Source organism: Streptomyces sp. NRRL B-24484 (assembly GCF_000717715.1).
GTDB lineage: Bacteria > Actinomycetota > Actinomycetes > Streptomycetales > Streptomycetaceae > Kitasatospora.
This window is the reverse complement of record NZ_JOAI01000027.1, coordinates 22017-41599: the sequence shown is the minus strand read 5'-3', so window position 1 is coordinate 41599 and position 19583 is coordinate 22017. Positions and strand designations below refer to the sequence as shown.

General features: G+C 73.5%; 15 protein-coding genes. 8 read left to right on the top strand and 7 right to left on the bottom strand.

Annotation, left to right across the window (positions count from 1 at the left end):
* Window position 1 precedes the first annotated feature (1 nt).
* The 3 genes from hpnH (at window position 2) to IE98_RS0123715 (ending at window position 4455) form a co-directional block, all read left to right on the top strand.
* Window positions 2-1027, top strand: a complete 1026-nt coding sequence (gene hpnH, locus IE98_RS0123725; RefSeq protein ID WP_030272085.1) for an adenosyl-hopene transferase HpnH — start codon at window positions 2-4, stop codon at window positions 1025-1027.
* Window positions 1028-1154: 127 nt separating this feature from the next.
* Window positions 1155-3065 (top strand): 1-deoxy-D-xylulose-5-phosphate synthase, encoded by a 1911-nt coding sequence (dxs, locus tag IE98_RS0123720; RefSeq protein ID WP_043174937.1) that lies wholly within the window; start codon window positions 1155-1157, stop codon window positions 3063-3065.
* A complete protein-coding gene (locus tag IE98_RS0123715) occupies window positions 3055-4455 on the top strand; it encodes an aspartate aminotransferase family protein (RefSeq protein ID WP_030272081.1) in 1401 nt (466 codons plus the stop codon). The genes dxs and IE98_RS0123715 overlap by 11 nt, the downstream gene beginning before the upstream one ends.
* A gap of 60 nt (window positions 4456-4515) precedes the next feature.
* Here the strand turns inward: IE98_RS0123715 and IE98_RS0123710 are convergent, their stop codons facing one another.
* The 6 genes from IE98_RS0123710 to fabG form a co-directional block, all read right to left on the bottom strand.
* Complete coding sequence (locus IE98_RS0123710) at window positions 4516-5328, bottom strand: NAD-dependent epimerase/dehydratase family protein (RefSeq protein ID WP_106976687.1); 813 nt, start codon at window positions 5326-5328, stop codon at window positions 4516-4518.
* 618 nt (window positions 5329-5946) lie between these two features.
* Complete coding sequence (locus IE98_RS49340; protein WP_052390869.1) at window positions 5947-6438, bottom strand: hypothetical protein; 492 nt, start codon at window positions 6436-6438, stop codon at window positions 5947-5949.
* Window positions 6439-6995: 557 nt separating this feature from the next.
* Window positions 6996-7271 (bottom strand): DUF6343 family protein, encoded by a 276-nt coding sequence (locus IE98_RS0123695; RefSeq protein ID WP_030272075.1) that lies wholly within the window; start codon window positions 7269-7271, stop codon window positions 6996-6998.
* Window positions 7272-7311: 40 nt separating this feature from the next.
* The gene (locus IE98_RS0123690; protein ID WP_324605794.1) at window positions 7312-8055 is read right to left on the bottom strand and encodes a phosphatase PAP2 family protein; all 744 of its coding nucleotides are present in this window, start codon (window positions 8053-8055) and stop codon (window positions 7312-7314) included.
* A gap of 162 nt (window positions 8056-8217) precedes the next feature.
* Window positions 8218-8409: a hypothetical protein gene (locus IE98_RS0123685; RefSeq protein WP_030272071.1), complete on the bottom strand. Its 192-nt coding sequence runs from the start codon at window positions 8407-8409 to the stop codon at window positions 8218-8220.
* 212 nt (window positions 8410-8621) lie between these two features.
* Window positions 8622-9389, bottom strand: a complete 768-nt coding sequence (gene fabG / locus IE98_RS0123680) for a 3-oxoacyl-ACP reductase FabG (RefSeq protein ID WP_030272069.1) — start codon at window positions 9387-9389, stop codon at window positions 8622-8624.
* Between the two features lie 430 nt (window positions 9390-9819).
* Here fabG and IE98_RS46670 point away from each other — a divergent pair, with 430 nt between their 5' ends.
* Window positions 9820-10674: a MarR family winged helix-turn-helix transcriptional regulator gene (locus IE98_RS46670; RefSeq protein WP_078661236.1), complete on the top strand. Its 855-nt coding sequence runs from the start codon at window positions 9820-9822 to the stop codon at window positions 10672-10674.
* 151 nt (window positions 10675-10825) lie between these two features.
* On the opposite strand, the gene IE98_RS0123665 is transcribed toward IE98_RS46670, so the two are convergent.
* A complete protein-coding gene (locus IE98_RS0123665) occupies window positions 10826-11680 on the bottom strand; it encodes an aldo/keto reductase (RefSeq protein ID WP_030272067.1) in 855 nt (284 codons plus the stop codon).
* A gap of 351 nt (window positions 11681-12031) precedes the next feature.
* On the opposite strand from IE98_RS0123665, the gene IE98_RS0123660 reads away from it, so the two are divergent.
* The 4 genes from IE98_RS0123660 to IE98_RS0123645 all read left to right on the top strand — a co-directional run bounded on the left by IE98_RS0123660 (window position 12032) and on the right by IE98_RS0123645 (window position 19554).
* Window positions 12032-13921: an ABC transporter transmembrane domain-containing protein gene (locus IE98_RS0123660; RefSeq protein WP_078661235.1), complete on the top strand. Its 1890-nt coding sequence runs from the start codon at window positions 12032-12034 to the stop codon at window positions 13919-13921.
* A complete protein-coding gene (locus tag IE98_RS0123655; RefSeq protein ID WP_052390868.1) occupies window positions 13900-16671 on the top strand; it encodes an ABC transporter transmembrane domain-containing protein in 2772 nt (923 codons plus the stop codon). Before IE98_RS0123660 ends, IE98_RS0123655 begins: the two co-directional genes overlap by 22 nt.
* A gap of 156 nt (window positions 16672-16827) precedes the next feature.
* Window positions 16828-17895, top strand: a complete 1068-nt coding sequence (locus IE98_RS0123650) for an aldose epimerase family protein (RefSeq protein WP_030272060.1) — start codon at window positions 16828-16830, stop codon at window positions 17893-17895.
* Window positions 17896-18270: 375 nt separating this feature from the next.
* On the top strand, window positions 18271-19554 hold the full coding sequence (locus IE98_RS0123645; RefSeq protein WP_030272058.1) for an extracellular solute-binding protein: 1284 nt from the start codon (window positions 18271-18273) through the stop codon (window positions 19552-19554).
* Window positions 19555-19583: the final 29 nt, after the last annotated feature.

Genomic DNA, 19583 nt, shown 5'->3' with positions numbered 1-19583 from the left:
CATGGCCATGCCGCTGCGCCAGTCCGTCCGCGTGTCCACCTACCTGCTGCAACAGAAGCTGAGGCGCCGCGAGAAGTTCCCACTGATCGTCGAACTCGAACCGCTGTACGCCTGCAACCTGGCCTGCGAGGGGTGCGGCAAGATCCAGCACCCGGCCGGCGTCCTCAAGCAGCGGATGCCGGTCGCCCAGGCGGTCGGCGCCGTCCTGGAGTCGGGGGCGCCGATGGTCTCCATCGCCGGCGGCGAGCCGCTGATGCACCCGCAGATCGACGAGATCGTCCGCCAGCTGGTGGCCCGCCGCAAGTACGTCTTCCTCTGCACCAACGCGCTGCTGATGCGCAAGAAGCTCGACAGGTTCACTCCTTCGCCGTACTTCACCTTCACCGTCCACATCGACGGCCTGCGCGAGCGCCACGACGCCTCGGTCGCCAAGGACGGCACCTTCGACGAGGCGGTGGAGGCGATCCGGGAGGCCAAGCGGCGCGGGTTCCGGGTCACCACCAACTCCACCTTCTTCAACACCGACACCCCGCAGACCATCATCGAGGTCCTCGACTACCTCAACGACGAGCTCAAGGTCGACGAGATGATGATCTCCCCGGCCTACGCCTACGAGAAGGCGCCCGACCAGGACCACTTCCTCGGCGTCGAACAGACCAGGGAGCTCTTCCGCAAGGCCTTCTCCGGCGGCAACAGGCGCCGCTGGCGGCTCAACCACAGCCCGCTCTTCCTGGACTTCCTGGAGGGCAAGGTCGACTTCGACTGCACCGCCTGGGGCATCCCCAACTACTCGCTCTTCGGCTGGCAGCGCCCCTGCTACCTGATGGCCGACGGCTACGTCCCCACCTACCGCGAACTCATCGAGAAGACCGACTGGGACAAGTACGGCCGCGGCCGGGACCCGCGCTGCGACAACTGCATGGCGCACTGCGGCTACGAACCCACCGCCGTGCTCGCCACCATGGGCTCGCTCAAGGAGTCCCTGCGCGCCGCCCGGGAAACCCTGGGCTCCGGCCGGATCAACTGACGTCCGAGGCCCCGCGGCGTGCGCTCCGGCGCACGCCCGGGCGCACGGACAACAGGCGAGCCGACCGCCCCGGCCGCACCCTGGACACAGACGGTCATCGCTCTCCACCGAGTCGCGAGGTGAAGCCATGTCACTCCTGTCCACCATCAAGGGGCCCGCCGACCTGAGACGCCTGCCGGCCGGCGACCTCCCCCTGCTCGCCGACGAGATCCGCGACTTCCTGATCGACGCCGTCACCCGCACCGGAGGCCACCTCGGACCCAACCTCGGCGTGGTCGAACTGACCATCGCCGTCCACCGCGTCTTCGACTCCCCGCGCGACCGCATCCTCTGGGACACCGGCCACCAGGCCTACGTCCACAAGCTCCTCACCGGCCGCCAGGACTTCACCCGGCTGCGCGCCCGCGGCGGCCTCTCCGGCTACCCCTCGCGCGCCGAGTCCGACCACGACCTCATCGAGAACTCGCACGCCTCCACCGCGCTCGGCTACGCCGACGGCATCGCCAAGGCCAACCAGCTGCTCGGCCGCACCGACCGGCACACCGTCGCCGTCGTCGGCGACGGCGCCCTCACCGGCGGCATGGCCTGGGAGGCCCTCAACAACATCGCCGAGGCCGACGACCGCCCGCTGGTCATCGTCGTCAACGACAACGAGCGCTCCTACGCCCGCACCATCGGCGGCCTCGCCCACCACCTCGCCACCCTGCGCACCACCCGCGGCTACGAACGCTTCCTCACCTGGGGCAAGGAGGCCCTGCAGCGCACCCCGATCGTCGGCCAGCCCATCTTCGGCGCCCTGCACGGCGCCAAGAAGGGCTTCAAGGACGCCTTCGCCCCGCAGGGCATGTTCGAGGACCTCGGCCTCAAGTACGTCGGACCGATCGACGGCCACGACATCGGCGCCGTCGAACAGGCGCTGCGCCGCGCCAAGCGCTTCGGCGGCCCCGTCATCGTCCACTGCATCACCGAGAAGGGCCGCGGCTACCGCCCCGCCGAACAGGACGAGGCCGACCGCTTCCACGCCGTCGGCGCCATGGACCCGTACACCTGCCTGCCCGTCTCGCCCTCCCGCGGAACCTCCTGGACCTCCGTCTTCGGCACCGAGATGGTCGAACTCGGCAAGGAGCGGGCCGACGTCGTCGCCGTCACCGCCGCCATGCTCCAGCCGGTCGGACTCGCCGACTTCGCCGCGGCCCACCCCGACCGCACCTTCGACGTCGGCATCGCCGAGCAGCACGCCGTCGCCAGCGCGGCCGGCCTCGCCACCGCCGGCCTGCACCCGGTCGTCGCCGTCTACGCGACCTTCCTCAACCGGGCCTTCGACCAGGTGCTGATGGACGTCGCCCTGCACAAGCTGGGCGTCACCTTCGTCCTCGACCGGGCCGGCGTCACCGGCAACGACGGCGCCTCCCACAACGGCATGTGGGACATGTCGATCCTCCAGGTCGTCCCCGGCCTGCGGCTCGCCGCGCCGCGCGACGCCGAACAGCTGCGCACCCAGCTCCGCGAGGCCGTCGAGGTCACCGACGCCCCCACCGTGCTGCGCTTCCCCAAGGGCGACCTCGGCCCCGGCGTGCCCGCCCTGGAACGGGTCGGCGGCATCGACGTGCTGCACCGCACCGGGCCCGCCCCCGAGATCCTGCTGGTCGCCGTCGGCGCCATGGCACCCGCCTGCCTCGACGCCGCCGCGCTGCTGCTCGCCGAGGGCTTCACCGCCACCGTCGTCGACCCGCGCTGGGTGAAGCCCGTCGCCCCCGGCCTGGTCGACCTCGCCGCGGCCCACCGGCTGGTCGTCACCGTCGAGGACAACGGCCGCACCGGCGGCGTCGGCGCCGCCGTGGCCCAGGCCATGCGCGACGCCGGTGTCGACACCCCGCTGCGCGACCTCGGTATCCCGCAGGAGTTCCTGGCGCACGCCGGCCGCGGTGAGATCCTCGAGGAGATCGGACTCACCGGCACCGGAGTCGCCGCCCAGACCGCCGCCCACGCCAAGCAGCTGCTACCGATCCGAGGAGCGAACCAGCACCATGCCGGCTGACCGTCCCACCGGGGGCCTCGACCTCGCCGCCCTGCTCGCCGACCGCGCCGCCGAGCGCTACGAGCTGCACGCCAGGTACCTCAACCCGCAGCTGCCCCGGATGCTGCACACCATCGGCTTCGACAAGTACTACGAACGTGCCGAAGGGCCGTACTTCTACGACGCCGAGGGCAACGAGTACCTGGACATGCTGGCCGGGTTCGGGATCTTCGCGCTGGGCCGGCACCACCCCGTGGTGCGCTCCGCCGTGCAGCAGGTGATGGACCTCGGGCTGCCCGACCTCACCCGCTTCGACTGCGCCCCGCTGCCCGGCCTGCTCGCCGAGCGGCTGATCGCCGAAGCCCCGGGCCTGGACCGGGTGTTCTTCGGCAACAGCGGCACCGAGGCGGTCGAGACCGCGCTCAAGTTCGCCCGCTGCGCCACCGGCCGGCGCCGGATCCTCTACTGCGACCACGCCTTCCACGGCCTCACCGCCGGCTCGCTCTCGGTCAACGGCGAGAGCGGCTTCCGCAAGGGCTTCGAGCCGCTGCTGCCGGACACCCCGGTGCCGCTCGGCGATCTCGCGGCGCTGGAGAAGGAGTTGAAGAAGGGCGACGTCGCCGCGCTGATCGTCGAGCCGATCCAGGGCAAGGGCGTGCACGCCGCCCCGCCCGGCTGGCTGTACGCCGCGCAGGAGTTGCTGCACGCCCACAAGGCGCTGCTGATCTGCGACGAGGTGCAGACCGGCATCGGCCGCACCGGTGACTTCTTCGCCTACCAGCACGAGGAGGGTGTGCGGCCCGACCTGGTCTGCGCGGCCAAGGCGCTCTCCGGCGGCTACGTGCCGATCGGCGCCACCCTGGGCAAGGACTGGATCTTCGACAAGGTGTACTCGTCGATGGACCGGGTGCTGGTGCACTCCGCCAGCTTCGGCTCCAACGCACAGGCGATGGCGGCGGGTCTCGCCACGCTCCACGTGATGCGCGACGAGCAGGTGGTGGCCAACGCCCGCAAGGTGGGCGACCTGTTCCGCGGCAGGCTCGCGGAACTCGTCGACCGGTACGAGCTGCTGGCCGACGTGCGGGGCCGCGGGCTGATGATCGGCATCGAGTTCGGCCGGCCCAAGTCGCTGAAGCTGCGCACCGGGTGGACGGCGCTGCAGGCCGCCCGCAAGGGGCTGTTCGCGCAGATGGTGGTCGTGCCGCTGCTGCAGCGGCACCGGATCCTCACCCAGGTGTCCGGCGACCACCTGGAGGTGATCAAGCTGATCCCGCCGCTGATCATCACCGAGAAGGAGGTCGACCGCTTCGTCGACGCCTTCACCGAGGTGATGGACGAGGCGCACCGCGGCAGCGGCCTGATGTGGGACTTCGGCCGCACCCTGGTCAAGCAGGCGGTCGGCGGGCGGTGAACCCCGCACTCCACGAGGGGCGCGGGACCGCGCAGTTCCCCGCGCCCCCGACCGGACCGCTCAGCGCGGTGGTTCGATCTCGGTGAAGGCGCCGCCGAGGAAGCGGGCGTCGACGCCGTCGGGCGGCAGTTCGCCGTGTTCGGCGATCACCTCGGCGGCATACGCCTCGGCGTCGTCCTGCGGCTCGTAGCCGAGCGCCCGCGCTGGGGCCAGGTCCCACCAGGCGCGGGTGTTGGCGCTGATGCCGTTGACCACCACGTGCCCGTCGACGGGGGCGGTGAGGGCGGCGTGCACCAGCCGGGCGCAGTCGGCGGGGCTGAGCCAGGTGGAGAGCATCCGGGTGGAGCGCGGCCTCGGGAAGCAGGAGCCGATCCGGATCGAGACGGTGTCGATGCCGTACTTGTCGGCGTAGAGCTGGGCCAGGCCTTCGCCGAACACCTTGGACAGGCCGTAGTAGGTGTCGGGCCGGGGCGGTATGTCGGTGCCGATCAGGCCCTTGCCGCCCGGGCCGAGGCCGTGCAGCGGGGTGAAGCCGACGGCGTGGTTGGAGCTGGCGAAGACCACCCGCCGCACGCCCTCCAGCCGGGCGGCCTCGTAGAGGTGGTGGGTGCCCTCGACGTTGGCGCCGAGGATGCGGGCGAAGGAGTCCTCCAGCGAGATGCCGCCCAGGTGGACGACGGCGTCCACGCCGCGGACGGCCGCGCGGACGGCCCCGGCGTCCCGGAGGTCGAAGACGAGGGCGTCCGGGGCGTCCGGGACGGGTGCGAGGTCGGCGAGCCGGAGGCGGTGGCCGTACGGCGGCAGCAGGTTGCGCAGCGCGGTGCCGACGCCGCCGGCCGCGCCGGTGAGCAGGATGGTGCGGGGCATCGTCAGTCCCTGGTGGTCGGGTGGCGCTCGATGTGGTCGAGGTCGACGTGGTCGCCGGGGCCCGGCCGGTCGGGCGGCCGGACGGTGCCATGCTCGTCCATGGCGTCGACGATCGCGTGGAGGTGCGGCGGTACGGCGTCGAAGTCGGTGGGCAGGTGGAGCAGCCCGCGCTCGTACAGCGGCCGTCGGTGGTGGAGCCGAGCAGCGCGAGGTTGCCGGAGCCGTCGCCGTGCGCCTCGCAGTCCCTGCCGAAGGCCTCGGCGCGGTGCAGGGTGCGGACGGCCGGGGTGATGCCGCCGAAGTCGGTGCGGGTTCCGGGTGCTGCCCGATCCGGGCCGGACCCTGCCGCTCGTCGTGCCGCACCGGCGCCCGGGCACCGTGCCGGCGGCCGACCTGCCGGTGGTCGCCGGGATGGGCGGGGGCCTGCCGCGGGCCGTCCCGGACGCCGACGAACTGCGGCTCCACCACGCGGGCCCGGCCTCCGACGCGGACCCGGCCGCGGTGCGGGCGCTGCTCCGCGGGTCGCACCGAACGGGCACGGGCCCCGGCCGGAGGACGGTCGGGGCCCGCGGGTGGTCGACGGGGCGGGGGTGGGCAGGGCGTGGGCCGGGGTGCGGCGGTGGGTCAGGGGCGGGTGCAGAGGCCCGAGGCCTGCACGGCGGCGAGGATCTTCGCCGAGACCTCCGGGCCGAAGCCCTGCGGGTGCGTCGCCGAGGTGAAGGTGCTGCCGGTCACCTCGACCAGCTTCGCGCGGTCCTTGGGGTAGTTGTAGACGGCCTGGCACTCCTTGCGGGCCGCCTCCACCGTCTTCTCCGGCCCCGCCGAGACGATGTCCGGGTTCAGCGCCTTCAGCGCCGCGACCAGCTTGGCGGCGGTGCCGGCGTCCGGCTCGGCGGGCAGCCCGGCGTCCGACGGCGGAGCAGGCTTCGCCCCGGTCGGCGTGGCTGCGGCGGGGTCGGAGGCGGCGGCCCCGGAGGCGGCCGGAGTGGCAGGGGCGGCGGCGGAGGCAGGGGCGGCGGGGTCGGCCTTCGGCGTGGAGCCGGTGGAGCCGGAGCAGCCGGCCAGCCCGAGTGCGGCGACGGCCGCGACGACCACGGTGAGGGAGCGTGTGCGCATGGCGGACAGACTGTCATGCCCTCGGCGATCGGGGGAGGGGTGTGCCGCGATTGCGCCGCCGGGCGGCGGCCCCTCCGCTCCGGCCGGTGCGGCGGGGGACCGCGCTCTCCGCGGGACCGGCCGACCGCGAGGCCCGTCAGAGGTGGCGGGTGGCCGGGGGCAGGAGGTCGCCGGCGTCCATCGGGGCGCCGCTGATCGTCTGTCCCGCACGCCGACCGCGGTGTGGAGAAGGCCGTGGTCGCCGCCGCGCAGGCCCGGCCGCCCCGATGCTCGACCCGCGGATGCGCGCGGCCTTCCCGGAAGGCCGACCGGCTCGACAACCGCTGCTGGAGGAGTGCTTCGGCCCGGTCACCGTGCTCGTGCGCTACCGCGACGCCGCCGAACCGGAGGCGTTCTCGCCCGGCTCGACGGCACCCTCACGGACACCGTGCACCGTGCCGCCGACGAGCGAGGAGCCGCTGCGGCCCGAGCTGCACGATGCCGACCCGCTCGGCCTGCCGCGGTGGGTCCACGGGCACCGCGGGTCCCGATCCGCCCGGCGCTCACCGGGCCGGGCGTCAGAGCTCGGTGCGGCGTCGCCGGACCACCACGTACAGGTCCACCGCGGCGAACACCGTCAGCACCCCGGAGAGCACCGCGAAGCCCGTCAGCGCACCGCTGCTCGGCAGGTCGGACCCGGTGCTGCGGGACGCCCAGAGCGCGAACCCCGCCGTCATCGCCACGAACACGGGCAGGAAGAGCACCGACAGCAGGAAGCGCAGCTTCAGGTCGCTGCGTGCCGTCGCCGGCTCGGTGCCGCTGCGCCAGTACCGGGGTGTCCTCGCCGTACGCATGGCGCTCACCTCCAGCCCCCTTCCAGGGTAGGCCCGGGGATCAGCGCCCGGAGCGGCCGGAGGGTCCGTGGTACAGCGCGGTGACCCAGCGGTCCGCGGCGTCCACCGCCGGCTCGGCCAGCGGCAGGGCGAGCAGCACCAGCAGGCCGGCCGTCCACCCGGCCACGACGTCCGAGATCCAGTGGGTGCCGAGGTAGACCGTGGTGAGGCCGATCGACGCCGCCGTCAGCCCGGCCAGCAGCGCGCCGGTGCGCCGCCACCGCACCGCGAGGTAGGCGAGGACGCCCCAGGTCACCACCGCGTTGGCGGTGTGCCCGGACGGGAAGATCGTTCCTCCGGCGAACAGCTCGGGGGAGTCGATGACGTGTGCGTAGTGCGGGCCGAGCCGCCCGGTGAGGATCTTGACGCCGCCGACGGTGATGTTGAGGAGCAGCAGGGCGGCGCCCATCACCAGCAGCGGCCGAACCGTGCGGCTGCGCCAGGAGCGCCAGCCGAGCCAGAGGCACGCGGCGATCGCGGACGGGCCGCGCTGGCCCGCCACGATCCACACGTCGAGCAGCGACTGCACCTCGGGCCACCGCTTGTACGGCTTCAGCAGCTCCAGCCACCAGTCGAAGCGCACCAGTGCGGTGTCGGCGAGCACCCCGACCACGACCGCCGCGTACACCAGCGCGGTGACGGCGATCAGCAGCGCGCGTCGGCGGCCGATCGGCGCCCGGGCCGGCACCGCCGGCGGAACGGACGCTGACCGCCGGTCGAGAGGGGGTTCGGTCAGGACTCGCACCCCAGAGACCCTACCCGCTGCCCCGCTGCCCTCCGGCCGTACGGCGGCGGTCCGGTGCGGGCCCGCTCCGCGGCGGCCCAGCCGGGCATGTGCGAGGAGCCGGGAAGCGCGAGGGGCCCCGCGGTGGCGGGGCCCCTCGGCGGCGGCGGTACGGGCTCCAGGTCAGGGGAGCAGGCGCTCGACGGCGACCCGGCCGTACTTCTGGAGGTCCTGCCGGGCCTTCTCGATCAGCTCCGGCGTGGGGGTGCGGCCGGAGGCCATCACCAGGTCCTCGGGGTCGACGGGGTGCTCCGCCCCGGTGTGGAGCAGGTGGTCCGGGGTGGGCATCGATCGGCTGTCAGTGGACTCGGACATGGAGGCCTCCAGTGGTACGAGTGCCGGCCGTGCCGTCGGCGAGCGGTCGGCTGCGGCTCCGCCGCCCTCCTCGGGCAGCGGACGTCTGCTACCGAGTGTGGACCATCGGAGGGCCTGAGCGCACTGCGACGCTCTGGCTTCTTCCGCACCCGTGGCGGCCGGCGCGGACGTGCCGCCGCCGCGGGCGCGGTCCGCAGCACCCGTTCCCGCGGTCAGTCGAGCGGGCCGCCGGCCACGTACACGACCTGGCCGGAGACGAAGCCCGCGCCCTCGCTCGCCAGGAAGGAGATGGTGTGCGCGATGTCCTCGGGGGTGCCGACCCGGTTCACCGGGATCTGGGTCGCGGCGGCCTGCTTGAACGCCTCGAACTCCATGCCGACCCGGGCGGCGGTGGCGGCGGTCATGTCGGTGGCGATGAAGCCCGGGGCGACCGCGTTGGCGGTGATGCCGAACTTGCCGAGCTCGATCGCGAGGGTCTTGGTGAAGCCCTGCAGACCGGCCTTGGCCGACGAGTAGTTGGCCTGGCCGCGGTTGCCCTGCGCCGAGGAGGAGGAGAGGTTGACGATCCGTCCGAAACCGGCGTCCACCATGTGCTTCTGCACCGCACGGGTCATCAGGAAGGCGCCCTTGAGGTGCACGTTCATGACGGTGTCCCAGTCGGACTCGGACATCTTGAAGAGCAGGTTGTCGCGGAGCACACCGGCGTTGTTCACCAGCACCACGGGGGCGCCGAGTTCGGCGGCGATCCGGTCGACGGCGGCCTGCACCTGCTCCGCGTTCGAGACGTCGGCGCCGACGGCGAGCGCACGGCCGCCCGCGGCCACGATGGCGTCCACGGTCTGCTTGCCCGCGGACTCCTCCAGGTCGACCACGGCGACGGCGTAGCCGTCGGCGGCCAGGCGCAGGGCGGTGGCGGCACCGATGCCGCGGGCGCCACCGGTGACGACGGCGACCCGGGTGGCGGGGGACTGCTCGGTCATGCTCGTACTCGTCTCTCTCGGAGGGGAGGGAGGCCGGCACCGGGGGCGGCGGCCTCCCCGCGTGCCCCGGCCGGTGAGCCCGGGGCGAAAGGTGGTACACAGCGCGCTGCGCGGACACCCTACCGGCGGGTAGCCTCATGGGCCAGGGTGTAGAGCCGCAGGTGACGGAGGGTGAGGGCGGGCAGCGGCCGGACGGGCGAAACCCGACCTGTCGTGGGCCCGACAGATGGCGGAAATATGCCAACTTTGCCGAACATGCGACTACTATCAGCCCCTGCCTGCCAGGGCGGCTCGACCGTTTGTATAGTGTGCGCCAGCAGCCACCGGCTGCACGGCTGACGCGCCCTCCCACACAGCGGGACGCTTACTCGCCGTTACTGCCCCGCTCGGGTGTCCCACACACACCGAGCGTGACACCGGGACGGATTTCATGGTGCTGGGGGAGATCCCGACAACCCGAGTGGCCCAGCAGGTGCACACCCGCTTGTGGTCCGAGCACGTCGGAGCCGATCTGACGGCTCCGCAGTTCGCCGTGCTCCTCGCGCTCGCCCTGGAGCCCGGTGCCGATCAGCGCACCGTGGGCGAACGGGCCTCGCTGGACAAGGCGACGATGGCCGAGATGGTGGCCCGACTCGTCCGACGCGGCCTCGTGCTGCGCCGGCGCGACCCGGCCGACGGCCGACGCAAGCTGCTGGCCCTGTCTCAGAACGGCGCCCAGGCGGTCCGCGAGGCCACCGGCGGAGTCGTCCGCGTCCAGCGGACGCTCTTCGAGCCGCTCACCCCCGACGAGCAGATCGAGATCGTCCGGGTCATGGCCAAGATAGCCCGGCTGGAGCCGGCCGCGGTCGCCGCGCTGACCGACGCGCGCCCGCTGCTCGACGCCCAGCGGGCGATCGGCTACCTCATCAGGGTGGCCCAGCAGGTGCACACCAAGCTCTGGTCCGAGAAGGTCGGAGCCGATCTGACCGCGCCCCAGTATGCGGTGCTGGAAGCGCTGGAGACCGAGCCCGGTGCGGACCAGCGCACCGTCGGCGAACTCGCTTCGCTCGACAAGGCGACGATGGCCGAGATGGTCAGCCGGCTCGTCCGGCGCGGCCTGGTGCTGCGCCGCCGCGACCCCTCGGACGGGCGGCGCAACCTGCTGTCGCTCTCGCCCGCCGGGCAGGACCTCCTGCACCGGTCGGCGGCCGGGGTGCGCGAGGTGCAGGAACTGCTCCTCTCCCCGCTGGATCCGGAGGAGCACGAGCAGGCACTGGCCCTGCTCGCCAAGACCGCCCGGCTCTAGCCGGGCGGAACGATTCGGCAGCCGCGCGGCCCGTCCGCGCACACGCCCGAGGGCCGTCACCTGTGCGGAGTGACGGCCCTCGGGCGTACCCGCGACGGCCGGCCGCACCCCCGGGGTACGGCCGGCCGTCGCACGGACCGTTACGGGCGGCTCAGTTCCAGTCGAAGCCCTGCGGGTCCGGGCCGATCCGGGTGCCGGTGTCGATCGAGGCGATCGCCGCGAGGTCCTCGGCGTCCAGCTCGAAGCCGGTCACGTCGAGGTTCTCCTTGATCCGCGACGGGGTGACCGACTTCGGGATCGCGATGACGCCGCTCTGCAGGTGCCAGCGCAGCACCACCTGGGCCGGGGTGCGGCCGTGCTTGGCGGCCACCTTCGTCAGCGCCGGCTCGCCGAGCAGCGACTTGCCCTGGCCGAGCGGGCTCCACGCCTCGGTCGCGATGCCGTGCTCCGCGTGGAAGGCCCGCAGCTCGTGCTGAGGGAAGTAGGGGTGCAGCTCCACCTGGTTGAGCACCGGCGCCACCGAGCTCTCCTGCAGCAGCACCTCCAGCTGCTGCGGACCGAAGTTGGAGACGCCGACCGACTTCGCCCGGCCGTCCGCGGCGAGCTGCTCGAAGGCCTTCCAGATGTTGCCGAAGGAGCCGTGCATCGGCCGCGGCCAGTGGATCAGGTACAGGTCGACGTGGTCGAGGCCGAGCTTGGCCAGCGAGTCGTCGAACGCGCGGAGCACGGCGTCCCGGCCCTGCTGCCCGGACCAGTCGACGGTGCCGGAGTTCCACAGCTTGGTGGTGACGAACAGCTCCTCGCGGGCCACGCCCGACTCGGCTATCGCGACACCGGTGCCGGTCTCGTTCTCGTACACGGCCGCGGTGTCGATCGAGCGGTAGCCCGCCTCGATCGCCGCGCGGACCGCCGGCGCGGCCTCCGCGTCCGGAACCTGCCAGACGCCGAAGCCGAGCTGCGGGATCTCCGCGCCGTCGTTGAGCGTGACGCTGGGGATGGTGCTCACGGAAGGGGTGCCCTCCTGGTCGTCCAATGCTTCCGGAGGCGGCCAACGGGGGCGGCGGGGAAAACATTCCCGGTGTGCGGATATTCCCTCGATCCGGTGAGACCCGCCGCCGACCTGGCCGGAATTCCGCGGGTCGCCCGGAAAACCTGTTGCGTGCGCCACACCGCGACGGGGACGCTCGGTGACCATGACGTCCTGAACCGTGTCCGGCGCCCCGCCGCCCCCGAGCGGGCCAGCCGCCCCCGCCACCGCCTCCCGAAGCCCTGGCCGCGTCCTGCGCCGGGCCCGCCGCCGTGCCCGCGACCCGGGCCGAGCGCCCCGACCTGCCCGCACCACCCGTAACGGAGCGTCATGCCGCTCGCACACCTGCCGCTGGACGACCCCGGCAGACCCGACCTCTCCTCCCCGCTGGGCCTGCTCCGCTGGCTCTCCCGCGCCCAGCGCCGCGGACAGGTGCTCGCCACCTGCTGGGGCGTCCTCGAAATGGGCTGCCAGGCGGCCCTGCCGCTCGCCCTCGGCCTCGGCATCCAGGCCGCGATCGACGGCGACACCGCCGGAATCTGGCGGGCCGGCGGCCTGGCCGCCCTGCTCGCCGTCCTCCAGGCCGTCGGCACGGTGCTGCTGCACCGCCAGGCGGTGTGGAACTGGATCACCTGCGCCGCCCAGGTCCGTCAGCTCGTCGCCCGCCGGGCGTCCCGGCTCGGGGCCGGCCTCTCCCGCCGGATCGCCACCGGTGAGGTGGTCGCCGTCAGCAGCGGCGACGTCGAGAAGATCGGCTGGTACGTCGAGCTGATGGCCCGGGTCCGCGCCGCCGTGCTGGTCTGGCTCGGCGTCAGCGTGGTCGTGCTCGTCCGGGAGCCGCTGCTCGGCGCCGCCGTCCTGCTCGGCGTGCCGGTGCTCGCCGCCGCCGTCTGGCCGTTGCTCGGCCCGTTCGAACGGCGCTACTCCGAGCAGCGCGCCCTCGGCGGCAAGGCCACCGAGCTCGCCGCCGACACCGTCGCGGGCCTGCGCGTGCTGCGCGGCATCGGCGGCGAGGAGCTCTTCCTGGAGCGGTACCGCACCGCCTCGCAGAAGGTCCGCCGGGCCGCCGTCCGGGCCTCCCGCACCTGGTCGCTGATGCAGGCCCAGCAGGTCCTGCTGCCCGGACTGTTCGTCGTCGGCGTCACGTGGTACGGCGCCCACCTCGCCGCCACCGGCGCGCTCGGCATCGGCGAGCTCGTCGCCGTGTACGGCGCGACGGCCTTCCTCGCCGCGCCGCTGCGGATCCTCGGCGAGGCCGCGCACGCCTGGTCGGTGGCCCGGGTCTCGGCCGGCCGGGCCGCCCGGGTCCTCGCGCTGAGCCGCACCGCCCCCGGCAGCGACTTCCCGGAGAGCCTCGTCCGGCCCGAGCGCGGCGACCTGCACGACCCGGTCACCGGCCTCACCGCCCGGGCCGGCCGGCTCACCGCCGTGGTCTGCGGCGACCCCGACGTCGCGGGAGCGCTCGCCGCCCGGCTCGGCGGGCACGTCCCGCTCGGCGAGGACGAACCGCAGCAGCCCTCCGTCCGCCTCGGCGGCGTCCCGCTGGACGGCGTGCCGCTGGCCGACGCCCGGGCCGCCGTGCTCGTCCACGACAAGGAGCCGGTGCTGCTCTCCGGCACGCTGGCCGAACTGCTGGACGTCCCCGGCGCCGGCCGGGTGGAGACCGCCGAGGCGCTGGCCGCCGCCCGCGCCGAGGACGTGCTCGACGCCCTCGTCGACGGCTCGCCGGAGTGCGGCGGCGACCCGATGGCCGCCCGGATCACCGAGCGGGGCCGCTCGCTCTCCGGCGGCCAGCGGCAGCGGCTGGCCCTCGCCCGCTCGCTGGTCGCCGACCCGCCGGTGCTCGTGATGGACGAGCCCACCAGCGCCGTCGACGCCCACACCGAGTCGCGGATCGCGGCCGGCCTGCGCAAGGTCCGCGACGGCCGCACCACCGTGGTCTTCGCCACCAGCCCGCTGCTGCTCGACCAGGCCGACCGCGTGGTGCTCGTCCAGGACGGCCGGGTCGCCGCCGCCGGTACCCACCGCGACCTGGTCGCCGACCACGCGCAGTACCGCGCCGTCGTCACCCGCGAGGAGGACACCGCCGGCCCGGACTCCGAGACCGGCCCGCACCCTGCTGCCGGTCCGGACCCTGCCGTCGACACGACCCCGGCCGCCGGCACCCCCGCGCCGAACCCGACCACGAAGGAGGCGGCATGCGGCTCCCCCGAGGCCTGAAGCCCCCCACCGTCCAGGAGCAGGGGCCAGCCACCATGCTCCCGGTGGCCCGCCCGGCCACCGTCCGCGCCTACGTCCGGCTGCTCGCCCGCCGCCACCGCGGCGGCTTCACCGCCGTCGTCGCGCTGCACTCGGTCGCCACCCTGGCCGGCCTGGTCGGCCCCTGGGTGCTCGGCTCGCTCGTCGAGTCGCTCTCCGCCGGCACCACCGAGGGCCGCATCCTCACCGCCGTCGGCTGGTACCTCGCCGCCCTGGTCGTCCAGTCCGTGTTCATCGGGCTGTCCCGGCTGCGCGGCAGCATCCTCGGCGAGGAGGTGCTGGCCGACCTGCGCGAGGACTTCCTCGTCCGGTCGGTCGCCCTGCCGCCCGGCGTGCTGGAGCGCGCCGGCACCGGAGACCTCGTCTCCCGGGGGACCACCGACATCGACCGGCTCGCCAAGTCGGTCCGCGAGGCCGTCCCCGAGCTCGCCGTCGCGGTGGTCTCCGTCGTCCTCGTGCTCGGCGCGCTGGTGCTGACCGCTCCGCTGCTCGCCGCCACCGCACTGATCGGCCTGCCGCTGCTGCTCGCCGGCTCCCGCTGGTACTTCCGGCGCGCACCCCAGTCCTACCGCGCCGAGTCGGCGGGGTACGCGGCGGTCAACACCGTGCTCGCGGAGACGGTCGACGCCGGCCGCACCGTCGAGACGCTGCAGCACTGGCTGGACAAGCTCGGCCCCACCACCCTGCGGTTCGCCTGGGCCGCCGCCCTGCTCGGCACCGACATCCGGCAGAGCCTGGCCGCCGCCATCTCCGCCCAGGGCCCCGACCAGGCCGAGGAGTCCGTCCGCCTGCTGCGCCGCCAGCGCGTCCTCACCAGCCAGCCCAACGGCCGGCTGGAGTTCGTCCACCCGCTGATCGGCACCTCGATCTACCTCACCATGCCGGCCGCCACCAAGACCGCCATGCACGGCATCGCGGCCACCGCCATCGAGAACGCCGGCGGCTCGATGCTCGCCGCCTCCCGGCACCTGCTGGAGGTGCTCCCCGAGGGCGACGACGCGATCGTCCGCAAGCTGCGCAAGGCCGCCCAGGAACACCTCGCCATCGGCGCCCCGGACGCCGCCAAGCGCTGCCTCGAACGCGCCCTCAACGAGCCGCCGGACGAGGACATCCGCGCCGAGGTGATGTACGAGCTCGGCTGCTCCGCCCTGCTCACCGACCCGGCCGCCACCGTCAACCAGCTCACCGTCGCCCTGGAACCGGAGAACGGCCTCAGCCCCGCGCTGCGGGTCGACGCGACCTTCCGGCTCTCCGAGGCGCTCGCCCACGCCGGCCAGCTGACCCGGGCCGCCGCGGTCTGCCAGGAGGAGGCGCTGCGCACCCCGCAGGGCCCGGGCCGGCTCCGCCTGCAGGCCGCGCACTTCATGTGGGCCGCCTTCCAGCGCGAGGAGGACGACGCCGTCGGCCGCTCCGAGCGGCTGGAACAGCTCGCCGCCTCGGTCACCGGCCGGGACAGCGCCGAACGCGCCCTGCTCGCCATGCGGGCCTGGGACCTCACGCTGCGCGGCGCGTCCGCCGCCAGCGCCGTGGAACTCGCCGACCGGGCCCTGGTCAACGGCCGACTGCCCGCCGAACTCGGCTGGACGGGCACCACCTGGGGCTTCGAACTGCCAGCCCTGGTCGGCCTCACCCTCACCTACACCGACGAGCTGATCCGCGCCGAGCGGCTGTTCTCCGACGCGATCATGGAATTCGAGGTCGCCGGATGGAGCGGCGCCCACCGCGGCTTCGCCTACTTCCTCATGGGCCTCGTCCGGTTCCGCCGCGGCTTCCTGCTGGAGGCCGAGGACTTCCTCCGCCGCGGCCTGCGGATCTCCGAGCGGATCGCCCCCGACCTGCCGCTGCAGTGGGACATCGTCGGCGTCCTCGCCGACACCCTGCTCGCCCGCGGCCGCGTCCAGGAGGCCTGGGAGCTCGCCGAGCAGTACCGCTTCGCCCCGCCCTACCACGAGACCGCGATGGTGCTGCCCGACGCACCCACCCTCTACGGCAAGCTGCTGCTCGCCCGCGGCGAACTCACCGAGGCCGCCGAGGTGCTCCGGCAGGTCGGCGAACAGCTGACCGCCCGCGACCGCCACAACACCGTCTGGGCGCCCTGGGCCGGCCACCTCGCGCTCGCCCTCCTCCCGGACGAGCCGGACGAAGCCCGGAAGTACGCGCAGCTCGGCGTCGACCGGGCCCGGACGTTCGGCTCGGCCTCCGCGGTCGGCGCCGCCCTGCGCCTGCAGGCCGCCGTCAGCGAGGGCCCCGTCGTGGTCGAACTGCTGGAGGAGGCCGTGGCCGTGCTCGGCCAGTCCCCGGCCGGCCACGAGCACGCCCACGCCCTGGTCGACCTCGGCGCCGCACTGCGCCGCAGCGGCCGGCTGGTCGACGCCGGCGAGTACCTCTACCAGGGCATGGAACTCGCCCAGCAGTGCGGCGCCGACGGCCTGGTCGCCCGCGCCCGCCGCGAACTCGCCGTCTCCGGACTGCGCCCCAACCGGCTGCGCACCCTCACCAAGGACGCCCTCAGCCAGCACGAGTGGGAGGTCGCCGAACTCGCCGTCCGCGGCCTGCCGCCGCAGCGGATCGCCGAACACCTCGACCTGCCGCTCAGCCTGGTGCACCGCCGACTGGCCGCCGTGCACCGCAAAGCGGGCACCGGGCCGGAGGGCCTGGCGGCCGCCCTCGGGCTGCCCGACAAGGACACCCACACCGGCGACGGCGACTGAACCGGGCCGACGGCTCCGACCGGCCGGGGCACGTACCGCGCAGCAGCGCCGTACGGGGCTCCGGCCGGGCTAGGCTGCTCCCGGAGCGACAAGATCGCCCATAATCGAACACTGTCGAGGTGAGGCGGTCGCGGCCGCTTCGGTGAGGAGCAGGCCATGGCGGCATCCGCACAGGCCACGGAGGTCCGGCACGGGCCCTTCGAACCCAGCGGCGCGGGCGCGGCGATCGAGCGCTGGACCCTGCGCAACGGCCCGCTGGAGGCCAGCGTCCTCACCCTCGGCGCCACCCTGCACACCCTCACCGCGCCCGACCGCAACGGCACGCCCGACCAGATCCTGCTCTCCACCGAGGACCTGCCGCAGATCCTCGGCGCCGCCCGCCACTACGGCACCACCGTGGGCCGCTACGCCAACCGGATCGCCGACTGCCGGATCACCGTCGACGGCGAGGACCACCCGCTCGCCCCGACCGGCAACGGCGTCACCCTGCACGGCGGCCCCGACGGGTTCGCCCACCGGATCTGGGAGGCAGAGGAGATCCCCGGCGGCGTACGGCTCGCACTGCACAGCCCCGACGGCGACCAGGGCTTCCCCGGCGGCCTCGACGTCACCGTCTCCTACACCCTCTCCGCCGACGCCGTGACCATCGAGTACCACGCCGTCACCAGCAAGCCCACCGTGGTCAACCTGACCAACCACGCCTACTTCAACCTCGCCGGCGAGGGCAGCGGCGACGTGCTCGGCCACCTGCTCACCCTGGACGCCGACCACTACACCCCGGTCGACGCCCGGCAGATCCCGCTCGGCCCGTTCGAGGCGGTGACCGGCACGCCCTTCGACTTCACCACCGCCCGGCCGATCGGCAAGGGCATCGCCGAGAACCACCCGCAGGTCGCCGCCGCCCACGGCTACGACCACAACTGGGTGCTGCGCGAGCGCCCCGCCGACGGCGGCCCGTCCCGCGCCGCCCTGCTGGAGGACCCGGAGAGCGGCCGCACCCTGGAGGTCCTCACCACCGAGCCGGGGATCCAGGTCTACACCGCCAACGGCTTCCACGGCGCGGTCACCGGCGCCCGCGGCGTCCCGTACGGCCCGTACGCCGGCGTCGCCCTGGAGACCCAGCACCACCCGGACTCGCCGCACCACCCCTCGTACCCGTCGACGCTGCTGCGCCCGGGGGACGAGTTCCGCTCGACGACGGTGCTGCGCCTCGGCACCGCCTGAGGCCCGGAGACCGTCCGGGACGGGCCCGCGGGCCCGTCCGACCGAGAACGGTTGCTGCAAACCACCGCAACGACGGCCCGTGCCACCGGGGACGACCCCGGCCGGCACGGGCCGTTCGCATGCCCGGGGTGGCCGGGAGTGATGCAGGCCACGGGGGGTGCGGGGCCGGTTCGCGCGCCGGCAACTCGGAGGACACGCGCATGTAACGATCTGAATCACTCTTGCAGAAAGTTGCTGCAAGGGCTTTCAGGTTGGCTTTCGGCGCTGTTACGTTCCTCCACAAGCCCGACGGCCGCAACGGCGCAGTCGGCACGGGACAGCCATTATGCGCGGTCCTCCACCAATTCGGGCACCCCCACCTTCCTAGGAGTTCTCATGCGGCGTGGCATCGCGGCCTCCGCTCTCGTTGCGGCCCTTGCGGTTTCCCTTGCAGCCTGTGGCAGCAGCGGCTCCAACTCGGACGCCAAGGGCGACGGCGGTCCGGTCACCATCACCTACTGGGACACGTCCAACGCCACCAACGAGGCTCCGACCTACCAGGCGCTGGTCCAGAAGTTCGAGGCAGCCAACCCGAACATCAAGGTCAACTTCGTCAACGTGCCGTTCGACCAGGCGCAGAACAAGCTGCAGACCGCGATGGGCGCCAAGGGCGCACCGGACGCCTTCCGCTCCGAGGTCGGCTGGACCTCGGCCTTCGCCAAGGCCGGCTTCCTGGAGCCGCTGGACGGCACCCCGGCGCTCCCCGACGCGTCGGCCTTCCAGCCGAGCCTGATCCAGCAGGCCAAGTTCGACGGCAAGACCTACGGCGCCCCGCTGGTCACCGACACCCTCGGCCTCCTCTACAACAAGGACCTGTTCGCCAAGGCCGGCATCACCAAGGCCCCCGCGACCTGGGACGAGCTCAAGGCCGACGCCGCCCTGGTCAAGGACAAGGCGGGTGTCGACGGCTTCTTCATGCGGGCCGGCGACGGCTACTACGCGATGCCGTTCCTCTTCGGCGAGGGCACCGACATGGTGGACGCCAAGGGCAAGAAGATCACCATCAACTCGCCCGAGGCCACCAAGGCCATCGAGACCTACAAGTCGATGTTCACCTCGCCCGGCACGGTCAAGGCCGACACCACGACCGACTCGTACGCCCACATGATGGACGCCTTCAACACCGGCAAGGTCGCGATGATCATCCAGGGTCCCTGGGAGATCACCAACGTCTACAAGGGCGCCGCGTTCAGCAACAAGGCGAACCTGGGCATCGCGCCCGTCCCGGCCGGCTCCACCGGCAAGGCCGGCGCCCCCACCGGCGGCCACAACGTCTCCGTCTACGCCGGCTCCGACGCCGCCCACAAGGCCGCTGCAGAGAAGCTCGCCGCGTTCCTGACCTCGGCCGAGAGCCAGAGCACCCTCGCGCTGAAGAACTCCACCCTGCCGACCCGTGGTGACGCCTACACCGCCGAGGTCAAGGCGAACCTGGGCATCGCGGGCTACCAGGCCATCCTGGGCTCCGCCCAGCCGCGGCCCGAGCTGCCCGAGTACGGCTCGCTGTTCGCCTCGATCGGCACCAACCTCGCCAAGATCGTCCAGGGCCAGGCCGACACCAAGACCGGCCTCGACGCCACCGCCGTCGACTACGCGAAGCTCCTCCCCGGCTTCGCCAAGTAACACCCCCGGCCGCCCGGCCCACCCCTGGT

Bases quoted from the DNA above. Each gene is read 5' to 3' on its own strand.
- IE98_RS0123715 (WP_030272081.1), top strand. From the start codon at position 3,055: ATGCCGGCTGACCGTCCCACCGGGGGCCTCGACCTCGCCGCCCTGCTC.
- fabG (WP_030272069.1), bottom strand. From the start codon at position 9,389: ATGACCGAGCAGTCCCCCGCCACCCGGGTCGCCGTCGTCACCGGTGGC.
- IE98_RS0123695 (WP_030272075.1), bottom strand. From the start codon at position 7,271: ATGCGTACGGCGAGGACACCCCGGTACTGGCGCAGCGGCACCGAGCCG.
- hpnH (WP_030272085.1), top strand. From the start codon at position 2: ATGGCCATGCCGCTGCGCCAGTCCGTCCGCGTGTCCACCTACCTGCTG.
- IE98_RS46670 (WP_078661236.1), top strand. From the start codon at position 9,820: ATGGTGCTGGGGGAGATCCCGACAACCCGAGTGGCCCAGCAGGTGCAC.
- IE98_RS0123685 (WP_030272071.1), bottom strand. From the start codon at position 8,409: ATGTCCGAGTCCACTGACAGCCGATCGATGCCCACCCCGGACCACCTG.
- dxs (WP_043174937.1), top strand. From the start codon at position 1,155: ATGTCACTCCTGTCCACCATCAAGGGGCCCGCCGACCTGAGACGCCTG.
- IE98_RS0123650 (WP_030272060.1), top strand. From the start codon at position 16,828: ATGGCGGCATCCGCACAGGCCACGGAGGTCCGGCACGGGCCCTTCGAA.
- IE98_RS0123660 (WP_078661235.1), top strand. From the start codon at position 12,032: ATGCCGCTCGCACACCTGCCGCTGGACGACCCCGGCAGACCCGACCTC.
- IE98_RS0123645 (WP_030272058.1), top strand. From the start codon at position 18,271: ATGCGGCGTGGCATCGCGGCCTCCGCTCTCGTTGCGGCCCTTGCGGTT.
- IE98_RS0123655 (WP_052390868.1), top strand. From the start codon at position 13,900: ATGCGGCTCCCCCGAGGCCTGAAGCCCCCCACCGTCCAGGAGCAGGGG.
- IE98_RS49340 (WP_052390869.1), bottom strand. From the start codon at position 6,438: ATGCGCACACGCTCCCTCACCGTGGTCGTCGCGGCCGTCGCCGCACTC.